Genomic DNA, 13,139 nt, shown 5'->3' with positions numbered 1-13,139 from the left:
CCATGGTATATTGAGGAGTAACCTATTAAAGGACGGAGAATGCGGTCATGAATACAAGAAGAACCAGAAATCAGGGGAACAGAACCTCTAACCATAAACAGGGAACAAGATCCGGAGCCCCGGCCAAGCCGGCAGCTGCACCCAAATCCTATACGGTAGCCGAACCTGCGGAGCTGCTTGCTTTTCTGCTGAAGACGATTACGAATAAGGGGCGCAACTCAATCAAATCCATGCTCTCCCGCGGACAGGTCGCTGTGAACGGCAAACCGGTGACCAAGCATAACCATCTGCTCCATCCAGGCCAGACCGTGACGATTGACCAGGAGAAGCCTGCTGAAGCCAAGGAGATGCTGGGACTGACCATTGTCCATGAGGATGACGATATTATCGTGATTCAGAAGGATGCGGGGCTCCTGTCCATCGCAACTGGAGAAGATAATGAACTGACGGCTTACCGCCAGCTGATGGAGCATGTCCGCCTGAGCAATCCGAAGAACCGCGTCTATGTGGTGCACCGGCTGGACCGTGATACCTCGGGCGTCATGATGTTTGCCAAAAGCGAGGCGATTCAGCAGTCCCTCCAGAACAGCTGGAAGGAGACCGTCAAGGAACGCTCCTACGTGGCTCTGGTGGAAGGCGCCGTTAAGAGATCCGAGGGCACGATCAGCTCCTGGCTGAAGGAGACCTCCACGCTGAAGATGTACTCCAGTCCGCATGAGGGAGACGGGCTCCATGCCGTAACCCGTTATAAGCTGATCCAGGCGAACCGCCACTTCTCCCTGCTGGAGGTGCATCTGGAGACCGGACGGAAGAATCAGATCCGTGTTCACATGTCCGACATCGGCCATCCGATTGCCGGGGACAAGAAGTACGGCGCAGAGACTAAGGCAGTCGGCCGTCTCGGTCTGCATGCCCGTGTGCTCTCATTCGTTCATCCGACCACAGGCGACATTCTGACGTTTGAGAGCGCGATTCCGAAGACTTTTCTGAAATACACAGCACCGGCACCTACGAACTAATCCCTAAGCTGTGAGTGCCGACAGCAGATCATAATATAATATAGAGAAACGATAGAAGGTGCCGCTCTTGTTCCACCCTACTGTTTTTGACAATATCAAAATCGCCCTGGAGAACCAGATCTATGACTACGACAATCTGGATGGGGTTCTAGTTGTAACAGACCGGTCTGATCTGCTCAATCTCGCGCTGATGTCGCGTGAATTCAGCCTCGCGTTCAAGCTGACCGGAGGCCTGAATGTGACGTCCGAGATTCTGCTCCAGTCTACAGTGAAGGACCTTGGCGATGAGATTCTGGAGACGCCGGGCAGCGATCCGGGATGCAGTCTTTTCATACGCTTTTATCTGGAGATTGAAGATGTGAATGAGCAGTGCCCCACAATTGAAGAGATTCTGACCCGAATCTGGGGACCTGAATTCCAGCCTGTGCAATCGCTCAGCTTCCGCTATGGACAGACGGGCGATACGTACAATAACTGTGTTGAACTGCAATTCAAACGGCAAATTACCGAAGAGCAAATGGAAGACCTTCCGAACCTCTTGAAGTTCCTGCTGCAGAGCGCCGAAGAACTGGAAGAGGTATGACGCTATACATGGGGTGAGCTGATAATGAATTTCCTGCCTCCTGCCCGGACGGGCCGCTGGCTGGCATGGTCTGCCGGTTACGCGCTGCTGCTATGGCTATTGCTGATTCTGCACCGGTATCTGTGGTTAGGTGAGCCTTTCAACTTTATTCTTGCCCTACGCTGGGCCCTCCTTGCCATTGTAATCTCCGGTATAGTCAACGGATTCGGCTGGTTGGGTGCGCAGCTTGTGTGGATTTTCTCAAGCGCTGGAACTGTGGCGGGACTCTTCCTGATGTACATGTACACTTACCGTGAAATGTCGGGCTTCGAGGATCTTGCAGGCTTTCTGTCCTTCGGCCTGTTTACAGCAGGCGGCTTCGCTCTGGGTCTTATCGCCGAGGGCGGCCGCCTGCTGATACACTATTGGCGCAAACGCTGATTCCTGTTAGGAGCTGATGACCCTTATGTCCAATTCCCTGCTGACCAAAAATGCGCTCGCACGCTCGCTCAAGGACCTGATGGCCCATCTTCCGCTGAACAAAATCTCCGTCCGGCATCTGGTTGAGGATTGCGGCGTGAACCGGCAGACCTTTTATTATCATTTTCAGGATATCTATGATTTGCTGGGCTGGATCTACAAGACGGAGGCTGTCGAGAGCATTGCCCAGTACCGCAGCTACAGCACGTGGACCGACGGATTCTACCGGATATTCTGCTACATCGAGAACAATAAGGCCTTCTGCTGCAACACCTTGGACTCCCTCGGACGGAGGCATCTGGATGCGTATCTGTATGAGGTGACGAGTGATCTCGTCATGGGCGTCATCAACGAGTTGGCCGCCGGGCTGAATGTCGGGACGCCGGATAAGCAGTTCATCGCCAACTTTTACACACTGGCCTTCACCGGACTGATCATTCAGTGGATGCAGGACGGGATGCAGGAGCCGCCTGGGCCGATGATTGAGAAGCTGAGCGTCCTGATTGAAGGGAACTTCCTGAAGGCGCTGCATAAATATGAGAACATTTTGTCGTAACCTCAGGGCTGCGGCTTTTTTTTCGCCCAAAAACGTTACACTTTGTTCCATATGTCCAAATTTTATACAGATCATGTGCTTTGATGATACCCTCCAGGGCGGGACTGGATTACACTCGGTTCAGGTCCAGTATTCAAGCAAATCTATGGAGGCGGTAATCAGTGAAAAAAGAGTACGGTAACGAGCAGGTATATTTCGTAGGCGGTGGCATTGCATCCCTTGCGGGTGCGGCCTATCTGGTTAGAGACTGCAATTTTCCCGGACAGAACATTCACATTATTGAAGAGATGAAGATCCTTGGCGGCAGCAATGACGGAGCCGGCGATGCAGAGCATGGATATGTCATTCGCGGCGGCCGCATGCTGAACGATGAGACCTATGAGAACCTGTGGGAGCTATTAAGTACCATTCCGTCCATTGACCAGCCGGGGATGACGCTGCGGGAAGAAATCGTTCAATTTGACGAGTCCAATCCAACCCGCGGCCAGGCACGGCTAATCAACAGCAAGGGTGAGGTTCTGGATGTCACCTCAATGGGCTTCGATATGGCAGACCGCCTGGCCATGGGCAAGCTGGTCATTACGCCGGAGCCAGCCCTGGGCACCTTGCGGATTAACGACTGGTTCGGACCGCATTTCTTCACGACGAACTTCTGGTACATGTGGGCAACCACCTTTGCTTTCCAGCCTTGGCATAGTGCGGTTGAGTTCAAGCGGTATATGCTCCGCTTCATGCACGAGTTCCCTAGAATTCAAACGCTTGAAGGCGTAACCCGCACCCCATACAACCAATATGATTCGATTATTCTGCCGCTGCATCAATATCTGGAGCCGCTGGGCGTAGATTTCACCTTGAAATGTACGGTAACCGATCTGGAATTCAAAGATGGCGACGGCATTACAGTAACCGCGATGAAGGTCGTCCGCGATGGCGTGGAGGATGTCATTACTGTCAATGAAGGTGACCGGGTCATTGTGACGAACGGCTCGATGACCGAAGGCTCCAGCCTCGGATCAATGACCTCCGCTCCCGGGATGAACGGTAAGGGCAGCTCATGGAAGCTGTGGGAGACGATCGCCGCGAAGAAGCCAGGTCTCGGTAATCCTTCTTCCTTCGACGATCATGTGGATGAATCCAAATGGGAATCCTTCACGGTGACCTTCCAGGACTCGAAGTTCTTCGACCTGATGGAGAAGTTCACCCGCAACCGGGCCGGTACCGGCGCACTCGTAACGTTCAAGGATTCCAGTTGGTTCATGTCGGTCGTGCTGGCCTTCCAGCCACATTTCCGCAACCAGCCGGAGCATGTCAAAGTCTTCTGGGGATATGGCCTGTACCCGGACAAGGTCGGCGATTATGTACACAAAAAAATGTGCGACTGTACCGGCGAAGAAATTATGGAGGAGCTGATCGGACATCTGCACTTCGAGGCGCATAAGGAAGAGATCATGGCTACCGCCAACTGTATTCCTTGCATGATGCCATATATCACCTCCCAGTTCATGCCGCGCCTGAATAGCGACCGGCCGCAGGTAGTGCCTGAAGGCTCCACCAACCTGGCCTTTATCAGCCAATACTGCGAGATCCCGGACGATATCGTTTTCACGGAAGAATATTCAGTCCGTGCCGCCCGTATCGCCGTCTACACCTTGTTCGGCGTGAACCGCCCGGTAGAGCCGATCAATGCGTACCAGAACGATGTCCGCACACTGTTCTCCAGTCTAATAACCTCATTCCGGTAACGGCCTGATCCAGCTACTGCGGTGTTGCCCGCCCGGACGTTGAGCCCGCCCTCTGAGGACGGCGGGCTGGGCGCGCGGACTGGCAGCCGGATTCACACATGTACAGCCGCGGCGGTCCAAATATGTTCGGTTTTCCGCATACATTTGGACCACTTGCCCACGTAGCTGCGATTGTGTTCGGTTTCCCGCGCCAGGCCTGTGGTCTCTGTAAGCAACAAAAACCCCTGCTGCATGAATTTCATGCGGCGGGGGTTTCGTGCGTCCATTTGTTGCAACCTTGCTAAGAAGGTCCAGTGACGGCGGGAATTCCATATTTTACAGCCTTTTCCGATTAGCCGAAGCCTCCTGACTGGATGGATCACGTTACACAGACTCCAGCGGCGGACTCCAGTGCGCTTATTTGTACCAAATCATCTTTTGCGGCAGCGTTGCGGACACAAGTGCGCTTAAGTGCCGAATATCCTGCAATTTTGCTTAAAAAACCTCTGCATAGCGTCCTCAGTGCTCTTCTGTCAATAAAGTGGACGCCCAATTAAACGACTGTCTGGTAGTAAAGTTGCTCAAAACGCACTGGCGACATGTATCCCAGAGTACTGTTGGAACGCTTACGGTTGTAAAACAACTCCAAATACCAGTATAGCTTTTGGTATGCCTCTTCCATGGTTTTAAACTTTGGATGACTGTAAATCAACTCGCGCTTCAGAATGCTGTGGAACGCTTCTATACAAGCATTATCGTAGCAGTTGCCCCTGCGGCTCATACTCGCTTTCATACGATAGGTTTGGAGCTGTTTCCGGTAATCCTTGGAGGCATACTGAGATCCTCGGTCGGAGTGGTGTATCAGGTCCTTCCCAGGCTTTTTCGCCTTGTAGGCCTGCTTGAGGGCGTCTAGAACCAGATCTGTGGTCATCCGGTCACTGAGCTTCCACCCCACAATCTGTTTCGTATACAGGTCCAGAATACTCGCCAAATAGAGTTTGCCTTGGCGACATGGAATGTACGTAATATCGGCCACCCATTTTTCATTTGGCCTTGTGGCCGAAAAGTCTTGCTTCAGTTCATTGGGCGCGATCGGCAGATTGTGATTCGAATCCGTGGTCGTGACCCGATATTTACGGGCCATACACGAACGTATCCCTTGCTCGCGCATGAACAGGCCGACGGTACGCTCGGAGACCTTCCAGCCCTCCTTTTGGAGTTCCCGATGAATCCTTGGGCTGCCGTAGGTGCCCCCTGAATCCTGGTGATACCACCGAATACGCTGAATCAGCTTCTCTTTTCGCTCGAGGCGTACCGGCTGCTCTGCCGCACGCCATTTGTAGTACCCGCTTCGGGATACCTTTAGGACCTTGCACATCTTCTCCAATCGAAAATCCGAGCGGTGATCTTCGATAAACTGGAACCTTAGTTCTTTTCTTTGCTGAAGATGTGCAGCGCCTTTTTTAGAATGGCCAGTTCTTCTTTCAGGTCCTCGATTTCACGTTCTTTGCGGTGATTCTCCGCTTCGGCATCCTTAAGCGTCTGTTCAATCTGACGCATTTTCTCCGGATGGTGAATGGCCTCCTGCTCGAATTGGCGGTACTGAGAGATCCATTGGTGAATTGTACTCTTGGGGATATTCAGCTCCTCACAGATATCCCCTATACTCTTGGTCTGCTCCTGCACATATTTCACCGTCTGCTTCTTAAATTCTTCATTGTATCGTTGCCGTCGTTCCCCCACATTGGACACCTTCCTTCGTTAAGCCTATTATCCAGTGTCTCTTAACGTGGCGTCCACTTTTTATTCTAATTGCACAGAGTCCGGCAAGCTGCCCAAAATGGCCTTTTGGCGCGATTAGCGGAACTGTAGTCCGTAACCAGACTCGTTCGTCCAGGCACAGCACGCAGCAACGCTTACTTCAAGCCTGCCTCTGATCACAATCAGATGCTGCAGGAGCCGTCATCGCAGCCGTCATCAGACGGTGCAGCCCCGGATTTCGGCTGGCCGACCACCTGAAGCTCTGGACCCTTCTGCTCCTCCGCCCATACCGTGTCCAGCACTTCAGTAAAGACCGGACCCGGCTGTGCGCCGGATACTGCGTACTTATTATTGAAGACGAAGAACGGAACGCCGGTGATGTTCAGCTGCCGGGCAGCTTCAATGTCAGCCTCTACCCGGTCGCCATAAGCCTCACTGTCGAGCACCTCAGCCACTTTGGCCTGATCCAGTCCGGCCTCGGCAGCCAGCTCAGCCAGCACTTGGCGGTCACCCAGATTCAATGAATCGGTGAAGTACGCACGCAGCAGCCGTTCGGTCATCTGCGGAGCCTTGCCCTGAGTAGCAGCATAATGGCTCAAGCGGTGAGCGTCAAAGGTATTCGTGGACTGAATTGTATCGAAATTGAACTCCAGACCCACACCCTGCGCCTGCTCGGCCAGCTGTGCGTTCATCTCCTTGGCCTTGTCACGGGTCATGCCGTATTTACCGGCCAGCAGCTCATGGATATCTCTCGTCTCATCGGTGCGTGCATTCGGGTCCAGCTGGAAGCTGCGGAACACGACCTCTACCTGGTCACGGCCGGGGAATTGGCTCAGCGCGTGCTCCAGCCGTCTTTTGCCGATATAGCAGAACGGGCAGGCATAATCAGACCATATATCTATTCTCATGGGAATTCCTCCTGAATGGTAATGGTATTTGTATTGCTATTCACTTACTATTATATAGTTAAAAACCGAAAATTACAAACAAACTTTCTGAACAATTCTTGCTCGCTAAATGCCCCGCACACTCTCTCCTCTGCTGGCTTCCGGGAGAAAAGTAAACGAAAGAGGTATATACGTCCGCCCGGGCGGACAGGTAAAATTAGAGCAACTAAGAAGTCCCGAAAGGAGTCAACGGTATGCATGACCTGTCTATAGTCATTCCCACGCGTAACCGGATCAGCGATCTGACCCTCTGCATTGAATCCATCGGCGCGCAGACCGGCCTGGAGGATGTCTCCATCGAACTGCTGATCGTGGACGACGGCGAGATCGAAGAACGGGTGCTGGAGTATTTCCGTGAGGTGCTCGGGCGTCTTCCAGATGCCAGCCTGTGTTATTACCGCAAAACCAAGCCCGGCGTCTGGCTCTCCCGCTACGAGGCCCTCGGGCTCATCGACGGGGAGATTCTGCTCAGCTTCGATGACGATGCGGAGCTGGACGATTCGTTCTATATCCGCCGGATGCTCGATACCTATGCCTCAGACCCGTCCATTGTCGGGGTCGGCGGAATCGCCAAGGGTCTCTCCAGCAGCAAATCGGGCAAGCTGCTCGGCAGGCTGACCTGCCAAATGTCGGCTTCGCCAGGCAGACTGTCGGCAAGCACACTGGCCGGGTCTCTTCTCTTATGGGGGGAGACGGAGAATATTTTTGAGACGGACTTCTTCCATGGCTGCAATATGTCCTTCCGCAGCTCGGCGCTGCGGGATATGAAGCCGTACCCCTGGATGACCAGCTACGCAGTAGCAGACGATATCTATATGTGCCATCTGGCGAGCAGATACGGCAAGCTGGTGATTAACCCGGAGCTGAAAATCATGCATCATGAATCGCCCAGCTCGCGCGACAAGGCAGGCCGGGTCGCACGGGCGACCGCAGTCAATCATTATTATCTGCTGAATCTGCGCAAAGCACCCGTGAAGAATTATGCAGCTCTGCTCTGGACCTTGTCTTACCTCGCCGTCAAATCTACGCTCAAGCGGAACTTCAATGCCGTCTCCGGCTACGCCAGCGGCATTCTGTTCGTGCTTAATCCCCGCAAGAATAAATACAGGGAATTTATGCTGGACTAGGCACAGAACTCCACGAAAAACCGCTAGTGTGCACAGAACCAAACAGTTAAAGGATGTATGAGGCCCTGTGCCCCATACATCCGGTTCATACACCTTCTGGTCAGCACATTACTTCGTATTCGGTTTTCCGCATACATTCGCCCCATTTCCCTCGCCACCTCTCATTACTCCTTATCCGAATGATAAATCGCAAAAAGGGTGCCCCCGAAGCAGCTTAGTGCTGCCCCGATGACACCCTTTTACCTACTTGGTTCTTAGGCCGTATACCCGAAGCCCAGGATGGTGAAGCACTTCTCCTGATCCTCCGGCGCCATCCGGATCTCCACCACATGCTCCACGCTCTGCTCATTCTTATACAGAATCACAGCGTTGCAGTGGGTCCAGCTATTCACATGCGGATCTGCCGTCAGAACCAGCTTGCCGTCCACATAGACCTCCGCCTTGCCCACATCCGGGCTGCCCGAATCCTTGAAGACCAGGATCAGATTCTTGCTGGTGATTGTCAGCCTGAAGCGATCCTCACCAGACGCAGCCGTGTGCATCCAGTTATGCGGGAATTGCGGAGTGCCGAACGGATTGGCATCCATCTCCACCTGCTGCAGCTCCTCATCCGTACCGTCGAAGCCGCCTGCTTCAATAGCAATCGCAGCACCTGTACTGCCCAGATCACTTATGCGGTCCAGCAGCCGGACATGGGCAAAATCATTGCCGAGCACAGGCGCTCCCGTCAGCGTATCCTCGCCCTCTTCATCCATCCCCGCCCGGGCGGTTTCGGAGAACAGGTAGCCCAGGGCATCCGCCATTACGCGGTGCCCATCATTCGTAGGGTGATAAATATCGTAGAAGAATTGCCGCTTGGAGATGATATTTCCTTCGGCCTTGCTCAGCCGGAACTGCTCTGTTACTGCATCTTTGACACTGACCATCGGGAGATTATAGCGTCGGCCTACCGGGGAGAGGCGGTCCTGCAGGTTCCAGTCATTCACGAAGACACTGAACAGCAGGATGACAGCAGGATGGTTCGGGGCAGACAGAATTTTGAGACAGAGGCTCTCGAAGCAGTTACCCTTCGTCTCGTCCCCTTCATCATTCACAGCAAATTCCACCACTACGATGTCAGGAGCGGCTGCACCATCCCTCAGCACATCCCGCTCATAGCGGATCATCCCCAGCTCGGAGGGCGTCCCGCCAACCCCGGCCTTGATGAAATGAATATTCTCTCCACCGTCCTTGCCGAATAGCTCCTTAAATCTCAAGTACGACTGATAAGCATAGCATTCTGTATGGATCGGCTTGGCTCCTGCACCCTGTGTGATGGAACCGCCAATATAAGCAATCGTCACATCCTCGCCGCTTGCAGCCTTGTCCATAGCCCGCTTCAACCGCCGGTTATTGCCCGTATGCAGCAGAGACTTCGCAATCATTGCACGATAAGCAGACGAATCGAAGTCTACGGGAGGTTCCGCTGTCAGCTCAGGTGCCGTGTACCCGTCATTAAGGTAGAGAACGATGCTCGCTGTCGCCAGTTCCCCCTCGTTGTTGAACTCAAAGGCATATTTGCCGGGAGCCACATCCTCCTCAGACCATTCGGTCTCCTCCAGTTTCACTAGGATTTCCGTTCCATCGCCAGGGCAGGGGACCCGCAGCTGCGTGCCAGTCTCATATTTGCTGGTTCTGCCCCAATTCTGCAGGAGAAAAGTGACCCCTGTCCCTTCCTCCCCCGTCTTCACAGATACACCAATGCTGTGCACCAGCTTGCGGAAGCCGGTCCAGTCTCTAAGCATCGCCAGCATCTGCTCATCCGTAACCCCGCCTATGTATTTGGCTTTATCGATCAGATAATTGCCTTCCAGATAGACCTCCTGCGAGGGCTTGCCCTCCGCCCGGGCGGTTGCCTCAATCGCCGTCTCGAACATGACGAAGAAGCCGTCCCGGCGCTCCACTGGATCTTGGGGTGCCGCCGGACCCTCCTGCCCGCCAAGCCCGGTACTGTTGCTATACTTTTCCATATCCATCAGCCTCACTTTGTCTGAAGGCGCTCTCACTCATCAGGAGCAGGACAGCTCTCATCCGCCGCCATGCCCGCTCTTGACTTCAGCTGCGCCATAATAGTCTGCATTAACGATTTCATTATAGCCTGGGGTCTGGAGCAGCTCAACGTACAACCTGAAACTCTGTTTAGTTATTACAACAATTCGTTAGTTTGTCTCTATTGCAGCATTCCGGTGGAGATGAACAGAATCATATGCTCTTTGATCTTGTTCTGATCCAGCGGCTCATGGGATTTGTTCCATTCCGTAGTCAGCGCCAGATACATCCGCAGAATCATAAACGCCGCCACACTGGCATCGCAGGCCTTCACTTCTCCGTTCCCGATGGCCTCCTCGATCTGCTGCTGCAGGAACTCCAGCGCATAACCCTCCATCCGCTTCACGCCTTCGAGCGCCTGGGCCGTACCGATATCACGTACCTCCTGCGCCAGCTTCACGAACAGCTCATGGTCCAGGCGGAACTCCAGAATGGAGTCCAGCAGATGAAGCAGCTTATGCACGAAGGAAGTTTGCTGCGCAGCCACACGGCTCATCACCGATGTTAATTCAGCTGTGGCCTTGCCCAGAATTTCCTCGAACAGTTCTTCCTTGGTTTTGAAAAAGGTATAGATCGTGCCCTTGCCCACATTGGCGATTCTGGATACCTGATCCATCGTCGTAGCTTTATAGCCGAATTGTACAAAGGACAGGGTTGCAGCCTGCAGGATTAAAGCTTTACGGTCAATAGACATAGGTCATGCTCCTTTACTGTAAACAAGTGGAAACCGCTTTGCCGTCCTTTTAAGGAACGGTACCGTTTCAGCGGGAAATAGAAGGATAATGTATAGCCTTATCTTTTGAAAATATCACAAGCCTCCCCCTTCGGCAAGCCGCGCTTTCGCACAAAATGTCATCAAATGAGTATCCATTGCTGTTCTTTCTGGGGTATGATAGTAAGGATGCAACCACGAAACTAATTGTATGGATGGTGGAATATGTCTGAAATCAAAAAAACATCTAAGAACAAAAAAACCGTTGTAATTCTGGCCGCGCTCGTCGTTGTTATCGCTGCGGCTGTGGTAATCTGGCTTACAGTAGGCAACAATAAGAGTGAAGACAGTCCTGCTGCTACTGGAACCGGCGATACGAAATCCCTGGAACAGACATTTTATATTTATGACACCGTCGTGAATATCAAGGTGTTCGGCGATACAGTGAAGCAGAAGAATATGGACGACATTCAGGCCATGCTGGAACGGATGGACATTGAGTTCAGCCGCACCAAGACGAACGGGGAATTGTACGCAGTGAATCAGGCCGCCGGTAAGCAAGCTGTTGCTGTGTCTGACGAAACGCTGGATATCGTGAAGCTCTCCCTCAAATATGCAGAGGAAATGGACGGGCTTTACGATCCGACCATCGGGCCGCTGGTCGACCTCTGGGCCATCGGCGAAGGCGGAGAGCGCGTGCCGGACCAGGCAGCGATTGACAAGGCGCGCAGCTTGACCAACTATAAGGATGTTATTGTAGATGAAGCCGCGAAGACGGTGAAGTTAGCCAAAGAAGGCATGGTGCTGGACATGGGCGGAATCGGCAAGGGCTATGCGGCTGACCGGATCGCCGACTATCTCAAGGCTCAGGGCCTGAACAGCGCGATGATTAATCTCGGGGGCAGCAGCATTATCGCCCTTGGCAATAAGCCAAATGGTTCCCAGTGGAATATCGGCCTGCAAGACCCCGATCAGAGCCGGGGCACCCAGCTCGGCACGATTAAAATTACCGATGAGGTCATTGATGCTTCCGGGGTGTATGAGCGCTTCTTCATGCAGGACGGGGTGCGTTACCACCATATCCTCGACCCCCGCACGGGCTTCCCTTCCCAGAACGGGCTGAAGAGTATCACTATCATGAGCCCCAATGCGACAGATGCGGACGCTCTTTCCACTGGTGTGTTCCTCATGGGCCTGGAAGAAGGCATGAAGTATCTCGAAGCGCTGCCGGAGAAGGTTGAGGCCTTCTTCATTACGAACGATAACAAGATCTATGCCACCTCTGAGCTGAAGAAGCGGCTGAATCTGACCGATCCGACTTATAGCTTCGCTAATTAACGGAGTCTGGTGCTGATCTAGCTAAGTAGCTTCCAGGTAAAATAAACAAAAAGGTGCCTTCTACTCACGGAGGGCACCTTTTCTGTATGAATATCACACCAGCGGCAGCTCGCTGAACTCTTTATAATTCGTGAAAATATGGCTTGGCCTATGATCCGTCCCCGGCTCTCGCCCGCGCGGATTGTACCAGCATACCTTCCAGCCCGCAGCCAGCGCCCCGACCACATCGTTGGCCCAGGTATCGCCCACATAGAGGCTGTTCTCCGGCACCGTTCCCGTCACACGGTTAACATGAGCGAAGATGGCCGGGTCCGGCTTTGCCAGACCGACCGCATCCGAGATGAAGATCATCTCCGGCGGAATGATCCGGTCGATCCCCAGCCCGCGCAGCTTGCCCATCTGGTGCTCCTGCGGACCGTTCGTGATAATGCCTACCGGGTGCCCTTGGCTAATGAACCGCTGCAATTGCTCCGCTACGCCTTCAATCATCTCAATCGTATATTGGCGGGCAATGTAGGAGGCCTGTATCTGCACCGCCTGCTCCCGGGAGAGCGGCAAGCCAAATTCGTCAAAAGCCAGCTCCAGCCGCATCACCCGCGTCTCCTCCAGCTCCATCTCCCCGCGCAGATACTTCGGCCACAGCAAATCACTGTGATGTCTTACCGTGTAGAACAGCTCTGCGTAATCCAGCTTGTCCTCCTCAGGGGCCAACACCTCACGTACGGCTTCCCGGAAGGGAAGCAGGTGGTCATACAGCGTATCATCCAGATCAAAAAACACAGCCAGCTTACCATTTGTCTCCGTCACACTAACTCTCCTAACCCTGCT

General features: G+C 53.4%; 13 protein-coding genes. 7 read left to right on the top strand and 6 right to left on the bottom strand.

The window, feature by feature from the left end:
- The first annotated feature begins 47 nt into the window (after positions 1–47).
- The 5 genes from NYE24_RS27405 to NYE24_RS27385 all read left to right on the top strand — a co-directional run bounded on the left by NYE24_RS27405 (position 48) and on the right by NYE24_RS27385 (position 4,359).
- Positions 48–1,019, top strand: a complete 972-nt coding sequence (locus NYE24_RS27405) for an RluA family pseudouridine synthase (RefSeq protein ID WP_076159189.1) — start codon at positions 48–50, stop codon at positions 1,017–1,019.
- A gap of 58 nt (positions 1,020–1,077) precedes the next feature.
- On the top strand, positions 1,078–1,602 hold the full coding sequence (locus NYE24_RS27400) for a hypothetical protein (protein ID WP_342477133.1): 525 nt from the start codon (positions 1,078–1,080) through the stop codon (positions 1,600–1,602).
- A 24-nt stretch (positions 1,603–1,626) separates the two neighbouring features.
- The gene (locus tag NYE24_RS27395) at positions 1,627–2,022 is read left to right on the top strand and encodes a hypothetical protein (protein WP_036696054.1); all 396 of its coding nucleotides are present in this window, start codon (positions 1,627–1,629) and stop codon (positions 2,020–2,022) included.
- A 25-nt stretch (positions 2,023–2,047) separates the two neighbouring features.
- Positions 2,048–2,617, top strand: a complete 570-nt coding sequence (locus NYE24_RS27390; RefSeq protein WP_076159184.1) for a TetR-like C-terminal domain-containing protein — start codon at positions 2,048–2,050, stop codon at positions 2,615–2,617.
- A gap of 161 nt (positions 2,618–2,778) precedes the next feature.
- Positions 2,779–4,359: an oleate hydratase gene (locus NYE24_RS27385; protein ID WP_076159182.1), complete on the top strand. Its 1,581-nt coding sequence runs from the start codon at positions 2,779–2,781 to the stop codon at positions 4,357–4,359.
- Positions 4,360–4,891: 532 nt separating this feature from the next.
- Here NYE24_RS27385 and NYE24_RS27380 read toward each other — a convergent pair.
- The 3 genes from NYE24_RS27380 to NYE24_RS27370 all read right to left on the bottom strand — a co-directional run bounded on the left by NYE24_RS27380 (position 4,892) and on the right by NYE24_RS27370 (position 7,007).
- Positions 4,892–5,752 carry an IS3 family transposase gene (locus NYE24_RS27380; protein ID WP_342479201.1) on the bottom strand — a complete coding sequence of 287 codons (861 nt, stop codon included), beginning with the start codon at positions 5,750–5,752 and terminating at the stop codon, positions 4,892–4,894.
- An 11-nt stretch (positions 5,753–5,763) separates the two neighbouring features.
- Complete coding sequence (locus tag NYE24_RS27375; RefSeq protein WP_342477004.1) at positions 5,764–6,081, bottom strand: transposase; 318 nt, start codon at positions 6,079–6,081, stop codon at positions 5,764–5,766.
- Between the two features lie 200 nt (positions 6,082–6,281).
- On the bottom strand, positions 6,282–7,007 hold the full coding sequence (locus NYE24_RS27370; protein WP_036696047.1) for a DsbA family oxidoreductase: 726 nt from the start codon (positions 7,005–7,007) through the stop codon (positions 6,282–6,284).
- 233 nt (positions 7,008–7,240) lie between these two features.
- Here NYE24_RS27370 and NYE24_RS27365 point away from each other — a divergent pair, with 233 nt between their 5' ends.
- Positions 7,241–8,173 (top strand): glycosyltransferase, encoded by a 933-nt coding sequence (locus NYE24_RS27365; RefSeq protein ID WP_342477132.1) that lies wholly within the window; start codon positions 7,241–7,243, stop codon positions 8,171–8,173.
- Positions 8,174–8,427: 254 nt separating this feature from the next.
- Here NYE24_RS27365 and NYE24_RS27360 read toward each other — a convergent pair whose 3' ends face one another.
- The gene (locus NYE24_RS27360) at positions 8,428–10,182 is read right to left on the bottom strand and encodes an SGNH/GDSL hydrolase family protein (RefSeq protein ID WP_342477131.1); all 1,755 of its coding nucleotides are present in this window, start codon (positions 10,180–10,182) and stop codon (positions 8,428–8,430) included.
- Positions 10,183–10,382: 200 nt separating this feature from the next.
- Positions 10,383–10,955 (bottom strand): TetR/AcrR family transcriptional regulator, encoded by a 573-nt coding sequence (locus NYE24_RS27355; protein WP_036696040.1) that lies wholly within the window; start codon positions 10,953–10,955, stop codon positions 10,383–10,385.
- 243 nt (positions 10,956–11,198) lie between these two features.
- Here NYE24_RS27355 and NYE24_RS27350 point away from each other — a divergent pair, with 243 nt between their 5' ends.
- Positions 11,199–12,311 carry an FAD:protein FMN transferase gene (locus NYE24_RS27350; RefSeq protein WP_342477130.1) on the top strand — a complete coding sequence of 371 codons (1,113 nt, stop codon included), beginning with the start codon at positions 11,199–11,201 and terminating at the stop codon, positions 12,309–12,311.
- Between the two features lie 93 nt (positions 12,312–12,404).
- Here the strand turns inward: NYE24_RS27350 and NYE24_RS27345 are convergent, their stop codons facing one another.
- On the bottom strand, positions 12,405–13,118 hold the full coding sequence (locus tag NYE24_RS27345) for an HAD family hydrolase (protein WP_076159177.1): 714 nt from the start codon (positions 13,116–13,118) through the stop codon (positions 12,405–12,407).
- Positions 13,119–13,139 lie beyond the last annotated feature (21 nt).

The sequence above is a fragment of the Paenibacillus sp. FSL H7-0350 genome, assembly GCF_038593195.1.
Lineage (GTDB): Bacteria > Bacillota > Bacilli > Paenibacillales > Paenibacillaceae > Paenibacillus_AQ.
Note: the sequence above shows the minus strand (reverse complement) of the source record. Positions and strands in the feature narration are given on the sequence as shown.